General features: G+C 38.9%; 10 protein-coding genes and 4 pseudogenes. 11 read left to right on the top strand and 3 right to left on the bottom strand.

Annotated elements, in window-relative coordinates:
- Window positions 1–13 precede the first annotated feature (13 nt).
- Window positions 14–682, bottom strand: a complete 669-nt coding sequence (seqA, locus tag ACGEDC_RS18660) for a replication initiation negative regulator SeqA (protein WP_394495024.1) — start codon at window positions 680–682, stop codon at window positions 14–16.
- Window positions 683–1,022: 340 nt separating this feature from the next.
- On the opposite strand from seqA, the pseudogene ACGEDC_RS18655 reads away from it, so the two are divergent.
- From ACGEDC_RS18655 to ACGEDC_RS18625, 7 genes and pseudogenes are all read left to right on the top strand, one after another.
- Window positions 1,023–1,786 (top strand): annotated as a pseudogene (locus ACGEDC_RS18655) (alpha/beta fold hydrolase).
- 111 nt (window positions 1,787–1,897) lie between these two features.
- Window positions 1,898–2,118 (top strand): annotated as a pseudogene (locus ACGEDC_RS18650) (DUF2788 domain-containing protein).
- Between the two features lie 8 nt (window positions 2,119–2,126).
- Complete coding sequence (ybfE, locus tag ACGEDC_RS18645; protein ID WP_055023987.1) at window positions 2,127–2,399, top strand: LexA regulated protein; 273 nt, start codon at window positions 2,127–2,129, stop codon at window positions 2,397–2,399.
- Window positions 2,400–2,448: 49 nt separating this feature from the next.
- Window positions 2,449–2,976, top strand: a complete 528-nt coding sequence (fldA, locus tag ACGEDC_RS18640; protein ID WP_065108130.1) for a flavodoxin FldA — start codon at window positions 2,449–2,451, stop codon at window positions 2,974–2,976.
- 122 nt (window positions 2,977–3,098) lie between these two features.
- Window positions 3,099–4,321, top strand: a pseudogene (gene earP / locus ACGEDC_RS18635) (elongation factor P maturation arginine rhamnosyltransferase EarP).
- Window positions 4,322–4,368: 47 nt separating this feature from the next.
- Entirely contained in the window at window positions 4,369–4,929 is a 561-nt protein-coding gene (efp, locus tag ACGEDC_RS18630; protein ID WP_055023990.1) for an elongation factor P, read from the top strand.
- A gap of 324 nt (window positions 4,930–5,253) precedes the next feature.
- Window positions 5,254–6,470 (top strand): annotated as a pseudogene (locus ACGEDC_RS18625) (pyridoxal phosphate-dependent aminotransferase).
- Between the two features lie 104 nt (window positions 6,471–6,574).
- Here the strand turns inward: ACGEDC_RS18625 and cls are convergent.
- Complete coding sequence (gene cls / locus ACGEDC_RS18620; protein WP_394495020.1) at window positions 6,575–8,026, bottom strand: cardiolipin synthase; 1,452 nt, start codon at window positions 8,024–8,026, stop codon at window positions 6,575–6,577.
- 153 nt (window positions 8,027–8,179) lie between these two features.
- Between cls and ACGEDC_RS18615 the strand changes: the two genes are divergently transcribed.
- The gene (locus ACGEDC_RS18615) at window positions 8,180–9,028 is read left to right on the top strand and encodes an endonuclease/exonuclease/phosphatase family protein (protein ID WP_394495018.1); all 849 of its coding nucleotides are present in this window, start codon (window positions 8,180–8,182) and stop codon (window positions 9,026–9,028) included.
- A gap of 276 nt (window positions 9,029–9,304) precedes the next feature.
- Here ACGEDC_RS18615 and ACGEDC_RS18610 read toward each other — a convergent pair whose 3' ends face one another.
- On the bottom strand, window positions 9,305–9,994 hold the full coding sequence (locus ACGEDC_RS18610; RefSeq protein ID WP_394495016.1) for a hypothetical protein: 690 nt from the start codon (window positions 9,992–9,994) through the stop codon (window positions 9,305–9,307).
- 223 nt (window positions 9,995–10,217) lie between these two features.
- Between ACGEDC_RS18610 and yfbR the strand changes: the two genes are divergently transcribed.
- From yfbR to adhE, 3 genes are all read left to right on the top strand, one after another.
- Entirely contained in the window at window positions 10,218–10,826 is a 609-nt protein-coding gene (yfbR, locus tag ACGEDC_RS18605; RefSeq protein WP_394495014.1) for a 5'-deoxynucleotidase, read from the top strand.
- Between the two features lie 66 nt (window positions 10,827–10,892).
- The gene (locus ACGEDC_RS18600; protein WP_394495012.1) at window positions 10,893–12,263 is read left to right on the top strand and encodes an anti-phage deoxyguanosine triphosphatase; all 1,371 of its coding nucleotides are present in this window, start codon (window positions 10,893–10,895) and stop codon (window positions 12,261–12,263) included.
- Window positions 12,264–12,700: 437 nt separating this feature from the next.
- The gene (gene adhE, locus ACGEDC_RS18595; protein ID WP_394495010.1) at window positions 12,701–15,313 is read left to right on the top strand and encodes a bifunctional acetaldehyde-CoA/alcohol dehydrogenase; all 2,613 of its coding nucleotides are present in this window, start codon (window positions 12,701–12,703) and stop codon (window positions 15,311–15,313) included.
- Window positions 15,314–15,465 lie beyond the last annotated feature (152 nt).

Genomic DNA, 15,465 nt, shown 5'->3' with positions numbered 1-15,465 from the left:
CTCCCTATCGTAATTAAATGTTATCTGCTATCGATTTTGCCTGAGATTCATTACAACCTAATTGCAATAATACTTCCGATAAAATCGTACGCTTTTTCGCCGTATTATTGTTGGTTGTTACCCAATAACCGCTGTCACCAATTTCCTTTGGATTAGCAGATTGACTTGCTGATAATAATTCAGCTTTTGAACGTGCAAAATACAAACGACCGCGACCTTGAATTTTAAGGATTTGGTCAAATGTTGAAGGTGTTAATACTGATAATGATTCAAGCAAGAACATAAAGCGGCCTACAGCCCCTTTTTGCTGAGCTAGCATATGTTCATGAACCAAGGTACTAAAATCAACAGGTGTGTTTGGCGTCGCAATATTTGCCTCGCTACCTGAAAGTGCAGCCGTGTCACTGACGGTGCTTACTTCTGCAGAACTGGTTTCTATTTCTGCTTCAACGGCTGACTGATGATTTTCTATTGAAGTAGCTTCAGATGAAACGGCAACAGATTGCGTATTTGCTGAAGCTTCTAGACTTGGGTGACTAATATCAAGCGGCTCTGCGTGCTCAACAGCTTCTACAGATAACTCTAACAAACGACGTAAAATATCAGATGCACTTTCGCCAATACGTTCTGTTTTGCTAGCAATATAACGATAGAGCTCTTCATCTACCTCAATATATTTCATATTAGTCTTATTCCTTTTGGCTTAAACGAATGCCGCCAAATGCATTGCCTTGTATAACGTCATACTCTTAATCATTTTGATAGTTATAAACAAGTTAAGGGCGGCTAAAGGATCGATTTTGATCGATCTTAATCATGTTCACAGTCTACCCATGTGTGGCAAAACGATAAAGAGCTAATGTCACTTAATCTCTTAAAAATGAGTCGATTTCATCAGTTAATCTTGCTGGTGGATTGATTAATGAACATTTTAGATTTTTTTAATCTGATAACTCACTTGAAATCCAGCTAGGTTTACAGGCAAAATCACGCCTCATTAATAATCATATAGAGAAAAGTGAATGCATTACGTTTCGACAGGACAAGGACCAGCAGTGGTATTAATCCACGGCTTATTCGGTAATTTAGACAACCTAAAGAATCTAGCGAATGCATTAGAGCCTCATTATCAAGTTATTCGTGTTGACTTGCCAAACCATGGACAAAGTCAGCACTGGCAACAAATGGATTATCCTCAATTAGCACAAGAATGTGTGAACCTATTGTCTACATTAGCAATACCAGAAGCCCACTTTGTTGGTCACTCGATGGGCGGCAAAGTCGCAATGGCATTGGCGCTACTTCATCCAGAAAAAGTAACCAGTTTGGTGGTCGCTGATATTGCGCCTGTGAGTTACTCACCAAGGCATCAAAAAGTGTTTGCTGGATTAACAAGCTTACCTCTTGATAGCAAAACCACCCGTAAAACGGCTTTAGAACATCTTTTAGCTGCTGACATTGATGTCGGCACTGCGCAGTTTTTACTTAAAAATCTACAACGCACTGATACGGGTTTTGTATGGAAAATGAATCTTTCTGGTCTCATTGAAAATTACCCGCATATCATTGGTTGGGATATGCCTAACACCAGCTTCAATAAACCTTGTTTTTTCATTAGAGGGGAGAATCTGAATACGTTACAGCAGAACATACAGACGCTATTATGCAACAGTTTCCAAAGGTGAGTGCTAAAACGATAAACGGTACTGGCCATTGGTTACATGCACAAAAGCCAGAGATTTTTAATCGTTTAGTTGTTGAGTTTATTGACAAGCATTCGGTATAAATCTTTACGTAAATTTTAATCAATTGAACTAAGCAGATATAGCCCACGTATCATCAATGTGATATATTCCTGCCCTCTTTTTAGCCTTAAAGCAAAACGAATGGTAAAAACATGTTGAATCAATACATGGATCAAATTGAGACCTTAGGTCTAAACTTGTTTTTGCTTTAATCTTTTTCTTTATAGGCATGGCGATTCACGATGTGCTCAAACAAGGTAAAGTACCTAAGTTTGGTCGTTATATCGTTTGGTTAGTATTATTCCTTGGCTGTGCCGGGTTTGTAGCAAAAGGTATTATTCAGATGACCTGGGAAGGCTCAGGCGTCGGTTAAACAAAACGATGGCAAAAGAATCAACAGACAGAACAACGATTGACCTGTTTGCTTCTGAAAAACGTCGTGGACGTCCAAGAAGCAATCCCTTAAGTCGGGAACAACAGCTAAAAATCAATAAGCGTAATCAGATCCAACGTGATCGCGCTAACGGATTAAAACGAATAGAGTTAAAGGTGTCACAAGTTTTGTATGACGCCTTGAACGAACAAGCATTGGCCAGTAACATCAGCCGTAGCCAGTTAATCGAATTAATCCTGCAACAACAAATCGACAACTGAACCGTTTTTTACAATTCGCAAGACGAACTAGATATTTAAAGGATAGACAATGGCAACTGTAGGTCTTTTTTTCGGTAGTGACACGGGTAACACCGAGGCTGTAGCCAAAATGATCCAGAAAAAACTGGGTAAGCAAATGGTTGATGTTAAAGACATCGCCAAAAGCACCAAGGAGCAAATCGCTGAATTCGATTTACTATTATTCGGTATCCCGACTTGGTATTACGGTGAAGCACAATGTGACTGGGATGATTTCTTTCCAGATCTAGAACAAGTTGATTTCACAGATAAGCTAGTTGCTATCTTTGGTTGTGGTGACCAAGAAGATTACGCAGAGTACTTCCTGGATGCAATGGGCATGGTTGGTGATATTGTTTCTGCACGTGGTGGTATCATCATTGGTCATTGGCCAACCGAAGGTTATGACTTTGAAGCTTCTAAAGGCTTAGTTGATGACAAACATTTCATCGGCTTAGGTATTGACGAAGATCGTCAACCTGAATTAACTGAAGAACGTGTTGATGCATGGGTTAAGCAAATTTACGAAGAAATGTGCTTAGCAGAATTGGAAGACTAATCTCGTCTCAATTCTCCTATTAAAAAGCGGCTTAAGCCGCTTTTTTGAGTCCGCAACAAACTCATTAGAATAAGTCATAATTTCAACATGATAATCTAGCTAATTAAAGTGAAGCCAACGCCGTGAATAAACAAGTTAATTATAATGCTCCTCACTGGGACGTCTTCTGTGCTGTTGTAGATAACTACGGTGATATCGGTGTCACTTGGCGATTAGCAAAACAGTTACATGCAGAATATGGCATTACGATTAACTTATGGGTTGATGATCTCAAAAGTTTCTCACATATTTTACCCAAGCTTGACCCGTTGGCTTCAATTCAATGCTTTTATGGTGTGAATATTTATCAGTGGAACCAACCACTAGATATTACTTTTATACCAGGCGAGCTGTTAATTGAGGCATTTGCCTGTGAACTTCCCTCACAGGTAATTAAAATAATTGAAACTCAACATCAAGCGTATAAGCAATCAAACGGTCATGCTATCGCACCACCAAAGTGGTTTAACCTTGAATACTTATCGGCAGAAGATTGGGTAAACGGCTGTCATGGCCTTCCATCTATGCAGCCTAGTGGCATCAAGAAGCATTTCTATTTCCCAGGTTTTACCCGAGAGTCAGGCGGCTTAATATGTGAATCTTCATTATTTGATGAACGGGATCAATGGCAATCAGATGTTTCTAATAAAATGGCGTTGTTTAGCCAACTAAATCTTAAAGGTATCGAGTCATCTGATACTGTAATTAGTGTATTTAGTTACGAATCCACTGCATTAACTCAGTTATTTAAGCATTGGACAAAGGGTACATTTGATCAAACTAGTGATGTTATTACTCCTATTCATGCTTTGATACCCAAAGGTAAAAGTTTATCAAGTCTTGCGTCATTTTTAGATATCCCAATCGACTCTATCAACAGCGGTCAATCATTTACTGTAGACCATTTAACTATTCACGTTTTACCCATGACAGATCAAACTCAGTTTGACCGTTTATTATGGAGCTGTGACCTCAATATCGTACGAGGGAAGACTCGTTTTTACGTGCTCAATGGGCTGCAAAACCATTTATTTGGCACATATACCCGCAAGAAGATGATTATCATCTAGTAAAATTGCAGGCTTTTGTTAATATCTACATTCAGAAACTTGATGATGACATTGCAACTAATTGGTCTAAAACCAATTTTGCGTTCAATCAACAAGATGCTAATGTCGTTAAACATTGGCAAAAACTAATTTCAGCGCAATTGCCGTTATTGCAGCATGCAAAACAATGGGCAATTGATGCTAAAACAGGTGCAGATCTTGCGTCTCGACTGGTTCAATTCGTTAAAACCAGCTAAGATACTGCACAATTAAAATTACTACCTAAACATATAGGAATAATGCAATGAAAACTGCTCATGAACTCCGTCCTGGAAACGTGATCATGTTAGATGGCAGCCCATGGGTTGTTCAAAAAACTGAAACAACTCGCTCTGGCCGTAACGCTGCTATTGTTAAAATGAAGCTTAAAAACGTACTTTTAGACTCTACTACTGAAACCACCTTTAAAGGTGAAGATAAGATGGAAGACATCATCTTAGAGCGTTTAGACTGTACTTATTCTTACTATGCTGATCCTATGTATGTATTCATGGATGCAGAATATAACCAATACGATGTTGAAGCTGACAACCTAGGTGACGCTGCTGCATATATCGTTGATGGTATGGAAGAACAATGCTCTGTTACTTTCTACGAAGGTAAAGCGATTTCAGTTGAATTACCTGTCACTATCGTACGTGAAGTCACTTACACTGAGCCTGCTGCTCGTGGCGATACTTCTGGTAAAGTAATGAAGCCTGCAACTATCACTGGTGGCGGGACTGTTACTGTTGCTGAATTCGTTAAAATCGGCGATAAAATCGAAATCGATACTCGCACTAACGAATTTAAAAAACGCGTATAATCGCCAGCATAATTGATCATTGTTAATGCAGTGATAATTTAGTGAATCAAAGGCCAGCAATTGCTGGCTTTTTTATTGGGTATTCTGAAATTATTAAGACTTTATTTCACTAGCGTCTTTACCTTCTGCACCCCTCACAAACAAGCAAAAACACTTTAAACTACACCTTTACCAGAACAATACTTCAATAACCTCACTTAACAACCTGCTCGTTAGAATAAAACGCTAAAAATATACTCTCAAAAATTAAATAGTGCTTTTATATCCCTATTAAATTCGTTATTGTTCGCTGACTTAAGTCGTATTTAGTAAGGTTAAGCAAGTATGCGTCCCATTATCAAATCCAATAAACTCGATAGCGTTTGCTACGATATTCGAGGCCCTGTTCACAAAGAAGCGCGTCGACTAGAAGACGAAGGCCATCGTATTTTAAAGTTAAACATTGGCAACCCCGCCCCATTTGGATTTGAAGCACCTGAAGAAATTGTTCGTGATGTCATTTTGAACCTGCCTAGTGCGCAAGGGTATTGTGAATCAAAAGGGTTATTCTCTGCCCGAAAGGCGATTGTTCAGCACTATCAAGCCCATGGTATTCATGGGATCGATATTGAAGACGTTTACATTGGAAATGGCGCATCTGAATTAATTTGTATGGCGTTACAAGGATTACTCAATACCGATGATGAAGTCCTTATTCCATCGCCTGATTATCCGCTCTGGACAGCTGCTGCAAACCTTGCAGGCGGTAAAGCGGTTCATTATCGCTGTGACGAAGAATCTGATTGGTTTCCTGACTTAGATGATATTAAAAGCAAAATCACTTCTAGAACTCGTGGTATTGTGATCATTAATCCTAACAACCCGACAGGCGCTGTTTACAGCAAAGCGTTGTTATTAGAAGTCATTGAGCTATGTCGTCAACATGACATTATTTTATTCGCCGATGAAATTTATGACAAAATCTTATATGACGAAGCCGTTCATACCCATGCAGCGTCCTTGTCAGATGATATTTTAACCGTTACGTTTAATGGCTTATCTAAGGCTTATCGAGCTGCAGGTTTCCGAGTCGGTTGGATGGTACTCAGTGGCAATTTAAAATCGGCCAAAAACTATATTGAAGGTTTAGACATGTTGGCTTCAATGCGTTTATGCTCAAACGTGCCCAATCAACATGCAATTCAAACCGCATTAAAGGTGGATATCAGAGTATTAATGAATTAATCCTACCCAATGGTCGCTTAACGGCGCAGCGTGATGTCTGTTATGAAGTATTAAACAGTATTCCTGGTGTTAGTGTTAAAAAGCCTAAAGGAGCGCTCTACGCTTTCCCTAAGCTCGATATGAAGAAATTCAATCTACGAGATGATGAACGCCTAGTACTTGATTTGTTGAAGTCACAAAAAATCTTATTAGTGCAAGGTACCGCTTTTAATTGGCCAGAACCCGATCATGTTCGTGTTGTCTTTCTACCTCATAAAGAAGATTTGCATAAAGCATTATCAGACTTTGGTAATTTCTTGGAAGATTATTCTCAATAAATAAAGCACACGATGCTTGTACACAAACAAGATAAACATCAAAAGCTTGAAGATTAACTAGCCACTGCTTAAACAGTGGCTTTTTTATGCCTCTGAATAAAGGCTTATAGTAAGGGGCTAAATAGATAAAACACTTGCTCAATGACTCGGCGATACATCGGACGCTTCTGCCATTCATCATGCGATAACCTGTCAGAATTATCCATGTAAGTCTGTAACAACCCCTTTAGCTTTGTGGCAAATTTGGTGTCATCTACCGCAAGCGTCAATTCGAAGTTTAGCCATAAACTGCGCATATCCATATTAACAGTACCAATCAAACAATGTTCGTCATCAATTAACACGGATTTGGTATGCAATAAACCATCATTAAATTGATATATATTGACATTAGCAGCTAACAGCTCACTAAAGAACGAACTGCTGGCCCATTTCACCATTGTCGAGTCATTGCGCCTAGGAATAATAATGTTTACTTCAACCCCACGTAGTGAGGCAGTCACTAACGCATCTAACAATTGTTCACTTGGTACAAAATATGGCGTGGTGATAACAATTTTCTTTTGCGCTTGATACAAACTTTGCAGTAAAACTTGATGAATGACTTCTTCAGGCATACCTGGACCAGATGGAATGGCCTGTACTAAAGATGACGTATCAGTACATTGTGCTTTGTCTGGGAACGCTGGCAATAAACGTTCGTTAGTTTCAACTTCCCAGTCCCAAGCACTAACGGTATTGATAACAGGAACAACTGGTCCAGTAATCCGAACCATCATATCGATCCACTCACCCACACCATCTCCCTGTTTGAAGTATTTAGGGTCAACTAAATTCATCGAACCTGTATAACCAATATGGTTGTCTATAACCACTATTTTACGGTGAAGTCGCAGGTCCATCCTTCTAAAAAACATCCGTATAGGACTAACAATTAACGCTTGAACTACGTTGATATCAGATTTTTTCATCGCTTTAGGCCATTCAGACTTAAAGAATTGTCTACTGCCAGCGGCATCTAATAATAAGTTAACTTTTACACCTCGATTCGCAGCGCTAATTAACGCCTTAGCAACTTCATCCGCTAATCCACCGGGATGCCAAATATAAAACTCCATATTGATGGTCGTTTTAGCGTGATTAATATCGTTAATTATCGCGTGTAATATTTGCTCGGGCGTGTGCTGTAACTCTAATTCATTTGAAGTGAGTGAAGGAATATTAAGCTGTGAGTCGCACAACTTACTGATTGAAGCGGCATAATCACTTTGCTTATCTGGTTGGTGTGAATTATGGCTATATAGCGTACTAAACCACTTCCCATAGGGTTCATACATTGCTTTTGAGCGGCTTGAGCGAGCTTTGCCTAGATGCAATTCGCCAAATAGCATATAGGCAAATACACCGACAAAAGGCAGAAAATAAATGATCAGTAACCAAGAAAAAGATACGCCAATACTGCGACGTTTAATGACAATACGGGTCGCTACGGCGCCTAATATCAGCCAATATAGAAAGACACCAAGGACCGCAATGATTTGAGTTAACTGATCCATTTTTAAAAATGTTATCCTTGGTGCTAGAGAATAGTAGAATGATTAATAGTAAAGTTTGATTGTACTCAATTCTTTATAAATCGTCACAAATGGCATTAATCTTCGTTAATAAATTGCATTCTAGTGACTAAACTTCGCTATTGTGAGGCTCAATTGCAGACAAGAAGTATTCAATATTGGCTGTTATTTACGTTTGTAACGATTTTAGGGATTTATATCGTTGCTATTTGCTATTTTAACGGTAATCCCGAGATCATGATGACGGAATCAAAACCCTATTTTTCTAGCCAATGCCTTTCCCAAGACACAACTTCACCACTCGATAGAAATGGACGGTTGAGTATTGCTGTCTGGAATATATACAAGCAAAAAAAGCAAGATTGGCAACCCGTACTTAAGCAGTTAACAGATCATAATGATCTCGTATTATTACAAGAAGCCAAACTTAATCATACATTTGCCACTTATCTTGAAGAGATTCAGCATCACGTTGTGATGGCTAAAGGCTTTAAGTTATTGAATGTACCTATGGGTGTCATGAACATTTCATCACAGCCAGCCAATCAGGCTTGTGCTTATCAAACCACTGAGCCTTTAATACGGTTTGCAAAATCAACGCTTGTCGCATCTTATCCATTATCAACCGGTGAAACGCTTATGGTGGTTAATCTCCATGGAGTAAATTTTGACATTCGATTAAATCGTTTCGAAGCTCAATTTAAGCAAGTCATCCACAAAATCAGTTCACACCGTGGGCCTATTATTCTTGCTGGTGATTTTAATACATGGCGTGATGGCAGGCTTAACATCGTAAAGCATCTGACACAGGGAATAAGACTACAAGAAGCACACTATAGAACTGATTTTAGAAAACGCGTATTTGGCTTGCCACTAGATCATTTATATTACCGTGGGCTTACTTTGGTTGAGGCTAATTCTGATAGAACGACAGCATCAGATCATAACCCGATAAAAACACAATTCATGCTGATAAATGAATAACGGGGCCCCTTAGAGAACCTAATTAGTATTGTACTTCAATCTGTCACAATGCTGTTCTAGAAGACTTTGAGGCTAATTAAACGTGGCTCATTACAAGTAAAGCGATAAAAATCAGTTTCTCTGTCTTGCCTACCGACAAACACGATCGCAGCCTTTTTATCAGTGCCTTGGACCAGTTGTTGTATGTGTTTTAAGCGTTCGTTCAAGTGATTAATGCTTGTTTGGGTCCAACTAGCAATATTAATTTCGATATAATATGGCTTTAGATTTTGCTTTTTACCGTCCACTTCTTGCCACCAGCCAGCCGAAAGTTTTACTTGTTATGGTATTTTCTGTAATGCCAGGTTTCTCCCAAGACAAGGTTGAATAAAACACCTTATTTTCATCATCTTTGCTTTGAAATCGAAATTTTTGCTTACCCACTGGATTTAAGATTTTTTGGAAAACATCTCGATATTCAGAACCAGTTATTCCTTCAAAGTTAAGCTTTCTATCTCGGTCGTAAGGAAAATTAAAATATTGATCAACTACTGTTTGAAATGAACTCGTCACATAGTTATTTTTCTGACGAACGCCCAAATTTGCTTTAGCAGTCCTTTTAGAATGAGACGTGTCAGTCCCCTTTTCATCTGACACTTCAGGACTTTGTTTTACCGATTTTGCTGCAGTTAGATTAAAACAATTAGGATAAGATAATGGAAAGCCTTCTTCAGTAGTAATCCTAGACTTCTTAGCTTGTTCTCTAATTCTAGACACGGCTTTAGCAAAACAATGTGGCTTATGTTCTTTATTCTTACCGGTTTTAAAATAAGGTTTACGTAAGTTAATGGCTTTTTTATAAGAACATGGGATTAGTTCAACGCCGCATTCATCGCATATAAAGGTATGGGATTTAACGTTTTCAAGGAGGTACAAATCTTCATTAGTCATGCGTTTATTTAACTCAACGCAGTGGGCATCATCCATGTCAATACTCTATGATTAGATCAATAAGTCAGAGTAAAACTATCACATCCTAAATTCAACAATATCGACAAATATCATTAAATTAATGAATAAAAACAAGGTAATGTTCTGGCAGTTACTGAATAACTGCAGTAATGTTAACCAACAAAAAGGCTTATTTATAATAACGTTTAAGCCTGAGGCTTTTTGAATTCAGCGAGTCACTACTCACTAAGGGGCGAACATGAAACCAAGTACCTTTATGGCATGGATAACACGTATGCCATTATTAGAACGCTGGGCATTGATGCATTGCTTTCAAAAAGAAAATGTATCTGAACATTGTCACCAAGTCGCTGTCATTGCACACCTTTTGGTCGTGATTAAAAACAAACGCTTTGGTGGTCAACTCAATCCAGAAAAAGCCGCTACTATAGCCTTGTATCACGAAGTATCAGAAACCAAATTACAAGATATCAATTCAAACACTAAATACCACAGCCCTGAATTTACTAAAGCATTTAAAAAACTTAAAGATTTAGCTGAAAAGGAATGCTTAGCATCCCTTCCTGACGATCTTAGAGATGAAATGGAACCTTTACTGGTGCAATCAGAGGTCGATCCTGAATATAAGGCCATAGTCAAAGCCGCTGATATATTACAAGCATACGTTAAAACTATGAACGAATTGAGATTTAACAATGATGAATTTCACCATGTTAAAGATAACTTAGATCGTAAACTAAGTGAGATCCAACAGGCTTTACCTGAAGTAAAATGCTTTATAGATATATTTTTAGATAGCTGCACTTCAACACTCGATAAACTAACCCAAGATGATCCCCATCTATAGTTAGTTCAACAATTAACATCTTTTGTTTAATGAACGACCTAATTGTAAGCACGAAAAGGAAGCGCCATGTCAGATACCATTTCTTTTAATACCTCATCAAATGAAACTCCTTGGCATGCAAGACGATTAGGTGAAGATAAAGCCCGACGCAATGATCATCGCAGCCCTTTTCAACGTGATAGAGCTCGTATATTACATTCCGCAGCATTTAGAAGACTACAAGCTAAAACCCAGGTTCATGGTATTGGTATGAATGACTTTTTTCGTACTCGGTTAACCCATTCATTAGAAGTATCGCAAATAGGCACTGGTATAGCGGCTCAATTAAAACGTAAATACCCACACATAAGCCATTTGTTAGATTCAATGAGTTTAATAGAATCATTATGTTTAGCACATGATATTGGCCACCCGCCTTTTGGTCATGGTGGTGAAGTCGCATTAAATTATATGATGCGAAATCACGGAGGATTTGAAGGAAATGGGCAAACATTTCGGATTTTAGCTCGTCTTGAGCCTTACACTGAGTATTGGGGAATGAACTTAACCCGCAGAACGTTACTCGGTATTTTAAAATACCCAGCCCTTTATCATCAGCTTCATATTGATCTCGGACAGCAAGAAATTAAAAACCATCGTCAACTTAAACCATCCGAGTGGCCGCCAGTAAAAGGCTTATTCGATGATGATAAAGATATCTATGATTGGGTATTATCAGCCCTTTCGACCCAAGACAGAAAACGGTTTGTCAGTTACAAAAGCACTGGCGTATCTGTTTACCCTCATCTTAAAACGCAATATAAATCTTTTGACTGTTCCATTATGGAATTAGCTGATGATATTGCTTATGCAGTCCATGATTTAGAAGATGCTATCGTGATGGGTGTTGTGTCACCAAAACAATGGCAACAAGATGTTGCTTCTCATTTATCACTGAGTGAGGATGAATGGCTTAGCAATGAGTTTACTCATATCGCAGAGAAATTGTTTTCACATCAACATCACCTCCGTAAAGATGCCATTGGTACCCTAGTTAATGGATTTGTCACTGCGATTGTCATTGATGAAGATCCCCTGTTTGATGAACCCTTGCTGCGTTTTAATGCCAAACTAGAGCCAGCATTTGCTGATGCCTTAACGACACTGAAAAATTTCGTATTCAAGTTCGTTATTCGAAAACCTGAAATTCAAATGCTTGAATACAAAGGACAACAAATCATTATGGAGTTATTCGAAGCATTTGAATCCGACCCGCAACGTTTATTACCGCTAAATACTCAAGAGCGTTGGCAACATGCCAAGGATAATAATTTGAACGAAATGCGTGTGATTGCCGATTATATTTCGGGAATGACAGATGAATTTGCTGGACGATTACATCAGCAACTGTTCGGTCCAAAGTCAGCGGGTATTTTTGAAATCAGTTTAGAGCGCTAACCCGGCATATACGGCAGTCGACCTATCAAGTAGCACTGCCGTATGCCCTTATTAACCCATAACCCCTTTAAAGCTGACTTTTAGCGTTATCGCTCATTATCTATATATAATCCTAACTGTGATTCCATAAGTAAATTAGCCTAGTGGCAATCTACTAATGACCTGAGATTATTCATCAATTTACCAGCTAAGTTAACACTAAAGTGCACTATTCAATGACTGTCATTTTTAGTTCAATAAATCAGCATATGATTAGCAACTGCAACGTTAAATCCTCTCACGCTAACTGTAATAAAATTACACTTAACTTGAATCTGTGGGATTGATCACGACATAAATGCCTCTAAAGAGGTAATTTTATAACAGAGGGACAAATTAAGAATTTGAAAGAGTCGTTAACTAAACTGATTTAGTTAACTATTTTTAAGGGAGTGATTATGACTGTCACCAATTCTGAACAACTTAACCAATTAGTCGATCGTGTTGCCAAGGCGCAAAAAGAATTTGCTAATTTCAGCCAAGAACAAGTCGATAATATATTTAGAGCTGCAGCACTCGCTGCAACTGATGCTCGTATTTCGCTGGCCAAAATGGCAGCAAGTGAAACCGGTATGGGGTTACTTGAAGATAAAGTCATCAAAAATCACTTTGCATCAGAGTACATCTATAACAAGTACAAAGATGATAAAACCTGCGGCATTATCGATGAAGATGTCACATTCGGTACAATAACAATTGCAGAACCTGTCGGTATTATCTGTGGCATAGTCCCGACCACTAACCCAACCTCAACAGCAATTTTTAAAGCGCTAATTAGCCTTAAAACGCGAAATGGGATTATTTTTTCACCCCATCCTCGAGCAAAAGAATCAACCACAACAGCTGCAAGAATTGTACTTGAAGCCGCCATTGAAGCTGGCGCTCCCAAAGATATCATTGGTTGGATTGACGAACCTTCAGTTGCGCTTTCGAATCAGTTAATGACTCATGACAGAATTAATCTCATTTTAGCAACTGGTGGTCCTGGTATGGTAAAAGCGGCTTATTCTTCTGGTAAGCCAGCAATTGGTGTCGGTGCGGGTAACACTCCTATCGTTATTGACGAAACAGCTGACATCAAACGTGCCGTGAGTTCGATTCTCATGTCTAAAACGTTCGATTACGGTGTTGTGTGTGCTTCTGAACAAGCCGTTGTGGTTGTTGATAGTATTTACGATCAAGTCAAAGAGCGTTTTGCTAGCCATGGTGGCTATATGCTATCTAAAAAAGAAACAAAGGCTATGCAAGGTGTCATTCTTAAAAATGGCGGCTTAAACGCAGATATCGTTGGTCAAAGCGCCGCGACGATTGCTGCTATGGCAGATATTACTGTCCCAAGCTGGACCAAAGTATTGATTGGCGAAGTCTCTGACATTTCTGATGCAGAAGCATTCGCCCATGAAAAACTATCGCCATTACTAGGTATGTATCGAGCAACCGACTTTAACGATGCAATGGATAAAGCTGAAGCATTAGTCACCCTAGGCGGTATAGGCCACACATCAGGTCTATATACCGATCAAGATAGTCAAAGCGATCGAGTTAAAGCGTTTGGTTTTAGAATGAAAACCGCTCGTATCTTAATTAATACTCCAGCCTCTCAAGGTGGAATTGGTGATTTATATAACTTTAAACTCGCACCATCATTAACCTTAGGTTGTGGTTCATGGGGCGGCAACTCTATCTCAGAAAATGTGGGTCCTAGTCATTTAATTAATAAGAAAACCGTCGCGAAAAGGGCTGAAAATATGTTGTGGCATAAACTTCCATCTTCAATTTATTTCCGCCGTGGCAGTTTACCTATCGCACTTGAAGAACTTGAAACTAAAAAACGAGCCTTGATCGTTACCGACAAGTTCCTGTTCAATAACGGTTATTGTGACGAAACCATCAAGATTTTAAAAGCTCAAGGACTTGAAACTGAAGTATTTTATGAAGTAGAAGCGGATCCGACCTTAGCGATTGTTAAACAAGGTGCAAAGGTCGCTCAAAGCTTTCAACCTGATGTCATAATTGCACTAGGTGGCGGTTCACCAATGGATGCGGCTAAAATCATTTGGGTTTTATATGAGCATCCTGACGTTGATTTTGCAGATTTAGCGCTACGCTTTATGGATATCCGTAAGCGTATCTATAAATTCCCTAAACTGGGCGTAAAAGCTCAAATGGTGGCCATCCCAACCACATCAGGAACAGGCTCTGAAGTGACCCCGTTTGCAGTTGTAACTGATGAAGTATCTGGGATGAAATACCCTATTGCGGATTACCAGTTAACACCCAATATCGCCATTGTCGATCCTAACTTAGTAATGGATATGCCAAAATCATTAACCGCTTTTGGTGGAATTGATGCGGTTACTCACGCATTAGAAGCCTATGTTAGTGTGATGGCAAATGAGTTTAGCGATGGTCAAGCACTACAAGCACTAGATTTACTGGTTGAGTATCTACCAGCAGCTTACGAGCAAGGATCGAATGCACCTGTTGCCAGAGAGAAAGTTCACAATGGCGCCACGATTGCTGGTATTGCATTTGCTAACGCTTTCTTAGGAATTTGCCACTCTCTTGCTCATAAACTTGGCGCTGAATTCCACTTAGCCCACGGTCTTGCAAATGCATTATTAATCAGTAATGTCATTCGCTTTAACGCGACTGACATGCCAACTAAACAAGCCTCTTTCAGCCAATATGATCGTCCAAAAGCCCTGTGTCGTTATGCAACGATTGCAGATCACCTAAAACTTGACGGTGTGGAAAAAGCTAAAACTGATAATGACAAAGTTGAACTACTAATAGCAAAAATTGATGAACTAAAATCGGTTGTCGGTATACCAGGTTCAATTCAAGAAGCAGGTGTTAATGAAGCAGACTTTTTAGCAAAACTCGATGAACTAGCAGAACATGCATTTGATGATCAATGTACTGGTGCTAACCCACGTTATCCTTTGATCAAAGAGTTAAAGCAAATATTACTCGATAGCTTTTATGGTAAGGCGTATCAAGATAGCTAAACATTTCCCCTTTAGTTTTCATTACGCATAAAGAAAAACGCTAACAATGTTGAATTTGTTAGCGTTTTTTTATATAGCATTTCTATGATTAGATAATTCGCAAAGCAAGCTATTTGCTGAAATCTTTCACATCTGATTTACTAGTCTACAAA

The organism is Shewanella sp. ENK2, assembly GCF_043568515.1.
In the GTDB taxonomy this organism is placed as follows: Bacteria; Pseudomonadota; Gammaproteobacteria; order Enterobacterales; family Shewanellaceae; genus Shewanella; species Shewanella japonica.
The sequence above is the reverse complement of the archived record's forward strand: the minus strand, read 5'-3'. Positions and strand labels throughout refer to the sequence as shown.

What these genes read in the sequence shown, in the direction of transcription:
- ybfE (WP_055023987.1), top strand. Translation starts at nt 2,127, where the DNA reads ATGGCAAAAGAATCAACAGACAGAACAACGATTGACCTGTTTGCTTCT.
- efp (WP_055023990.1), top strand. Translation starts at nt 4,369, where the DNA reads ATGAAAACTGCTCATGAACTCCGTCCTGGAAACGTGATCATGTTAGAT.
- fldA (WP_065108130.1), top strand. Translation starts at nt 2,449, where the DNA reads ATGGCAACTGTAGGTCTTTTTTTCGGTAGTGACACGGGTAACACCGAG.
- yfbR (WP_394495014.1), top strand. Translation starts at nt 10,218, where the DNA reads ATGAAACCAAGTACCTTTATGGCATGGATAACACGTATGCCATTATTA.
- ACGEDC_RS18600 (WP_394495012.1), top strand. Translation starts at nt 10,893, where the DNA reads ATGTCAGATACCATTTCTTTTAATACCTCATCAAATGAAACTCCTTGG.
- seqA (WP_394495024.1), bottom strand. Translation starts at nt 682, where the DNA reads ATGAAATATATTGAGGTAGATGAAGAGCTCTATCGTTATATTGCTAGC.
- adhE (WP_394495010.1), top strand. Translation starts at nt 12,701, where the DNA reads ATGACTGTCACCAATTCTGAACAACTTAACCAATTAGTCGATCGTGTT.
- ACGEDC_RS18610 (WP_394495016.1), bottom strand. Translation starts at nt 9,994, where the DNA reads ATGGATGATGCCCACTGCGTTGAGTTAAATAAACGCATGACTAATGAA.
- cls (WP_394495020.1), bottom strand. Translation starts at nt 8,026, where the DNA reads ATGGATCAGTTAACTCAAATCATTGCGGTCCTTGGTGTCTTTCTATAT.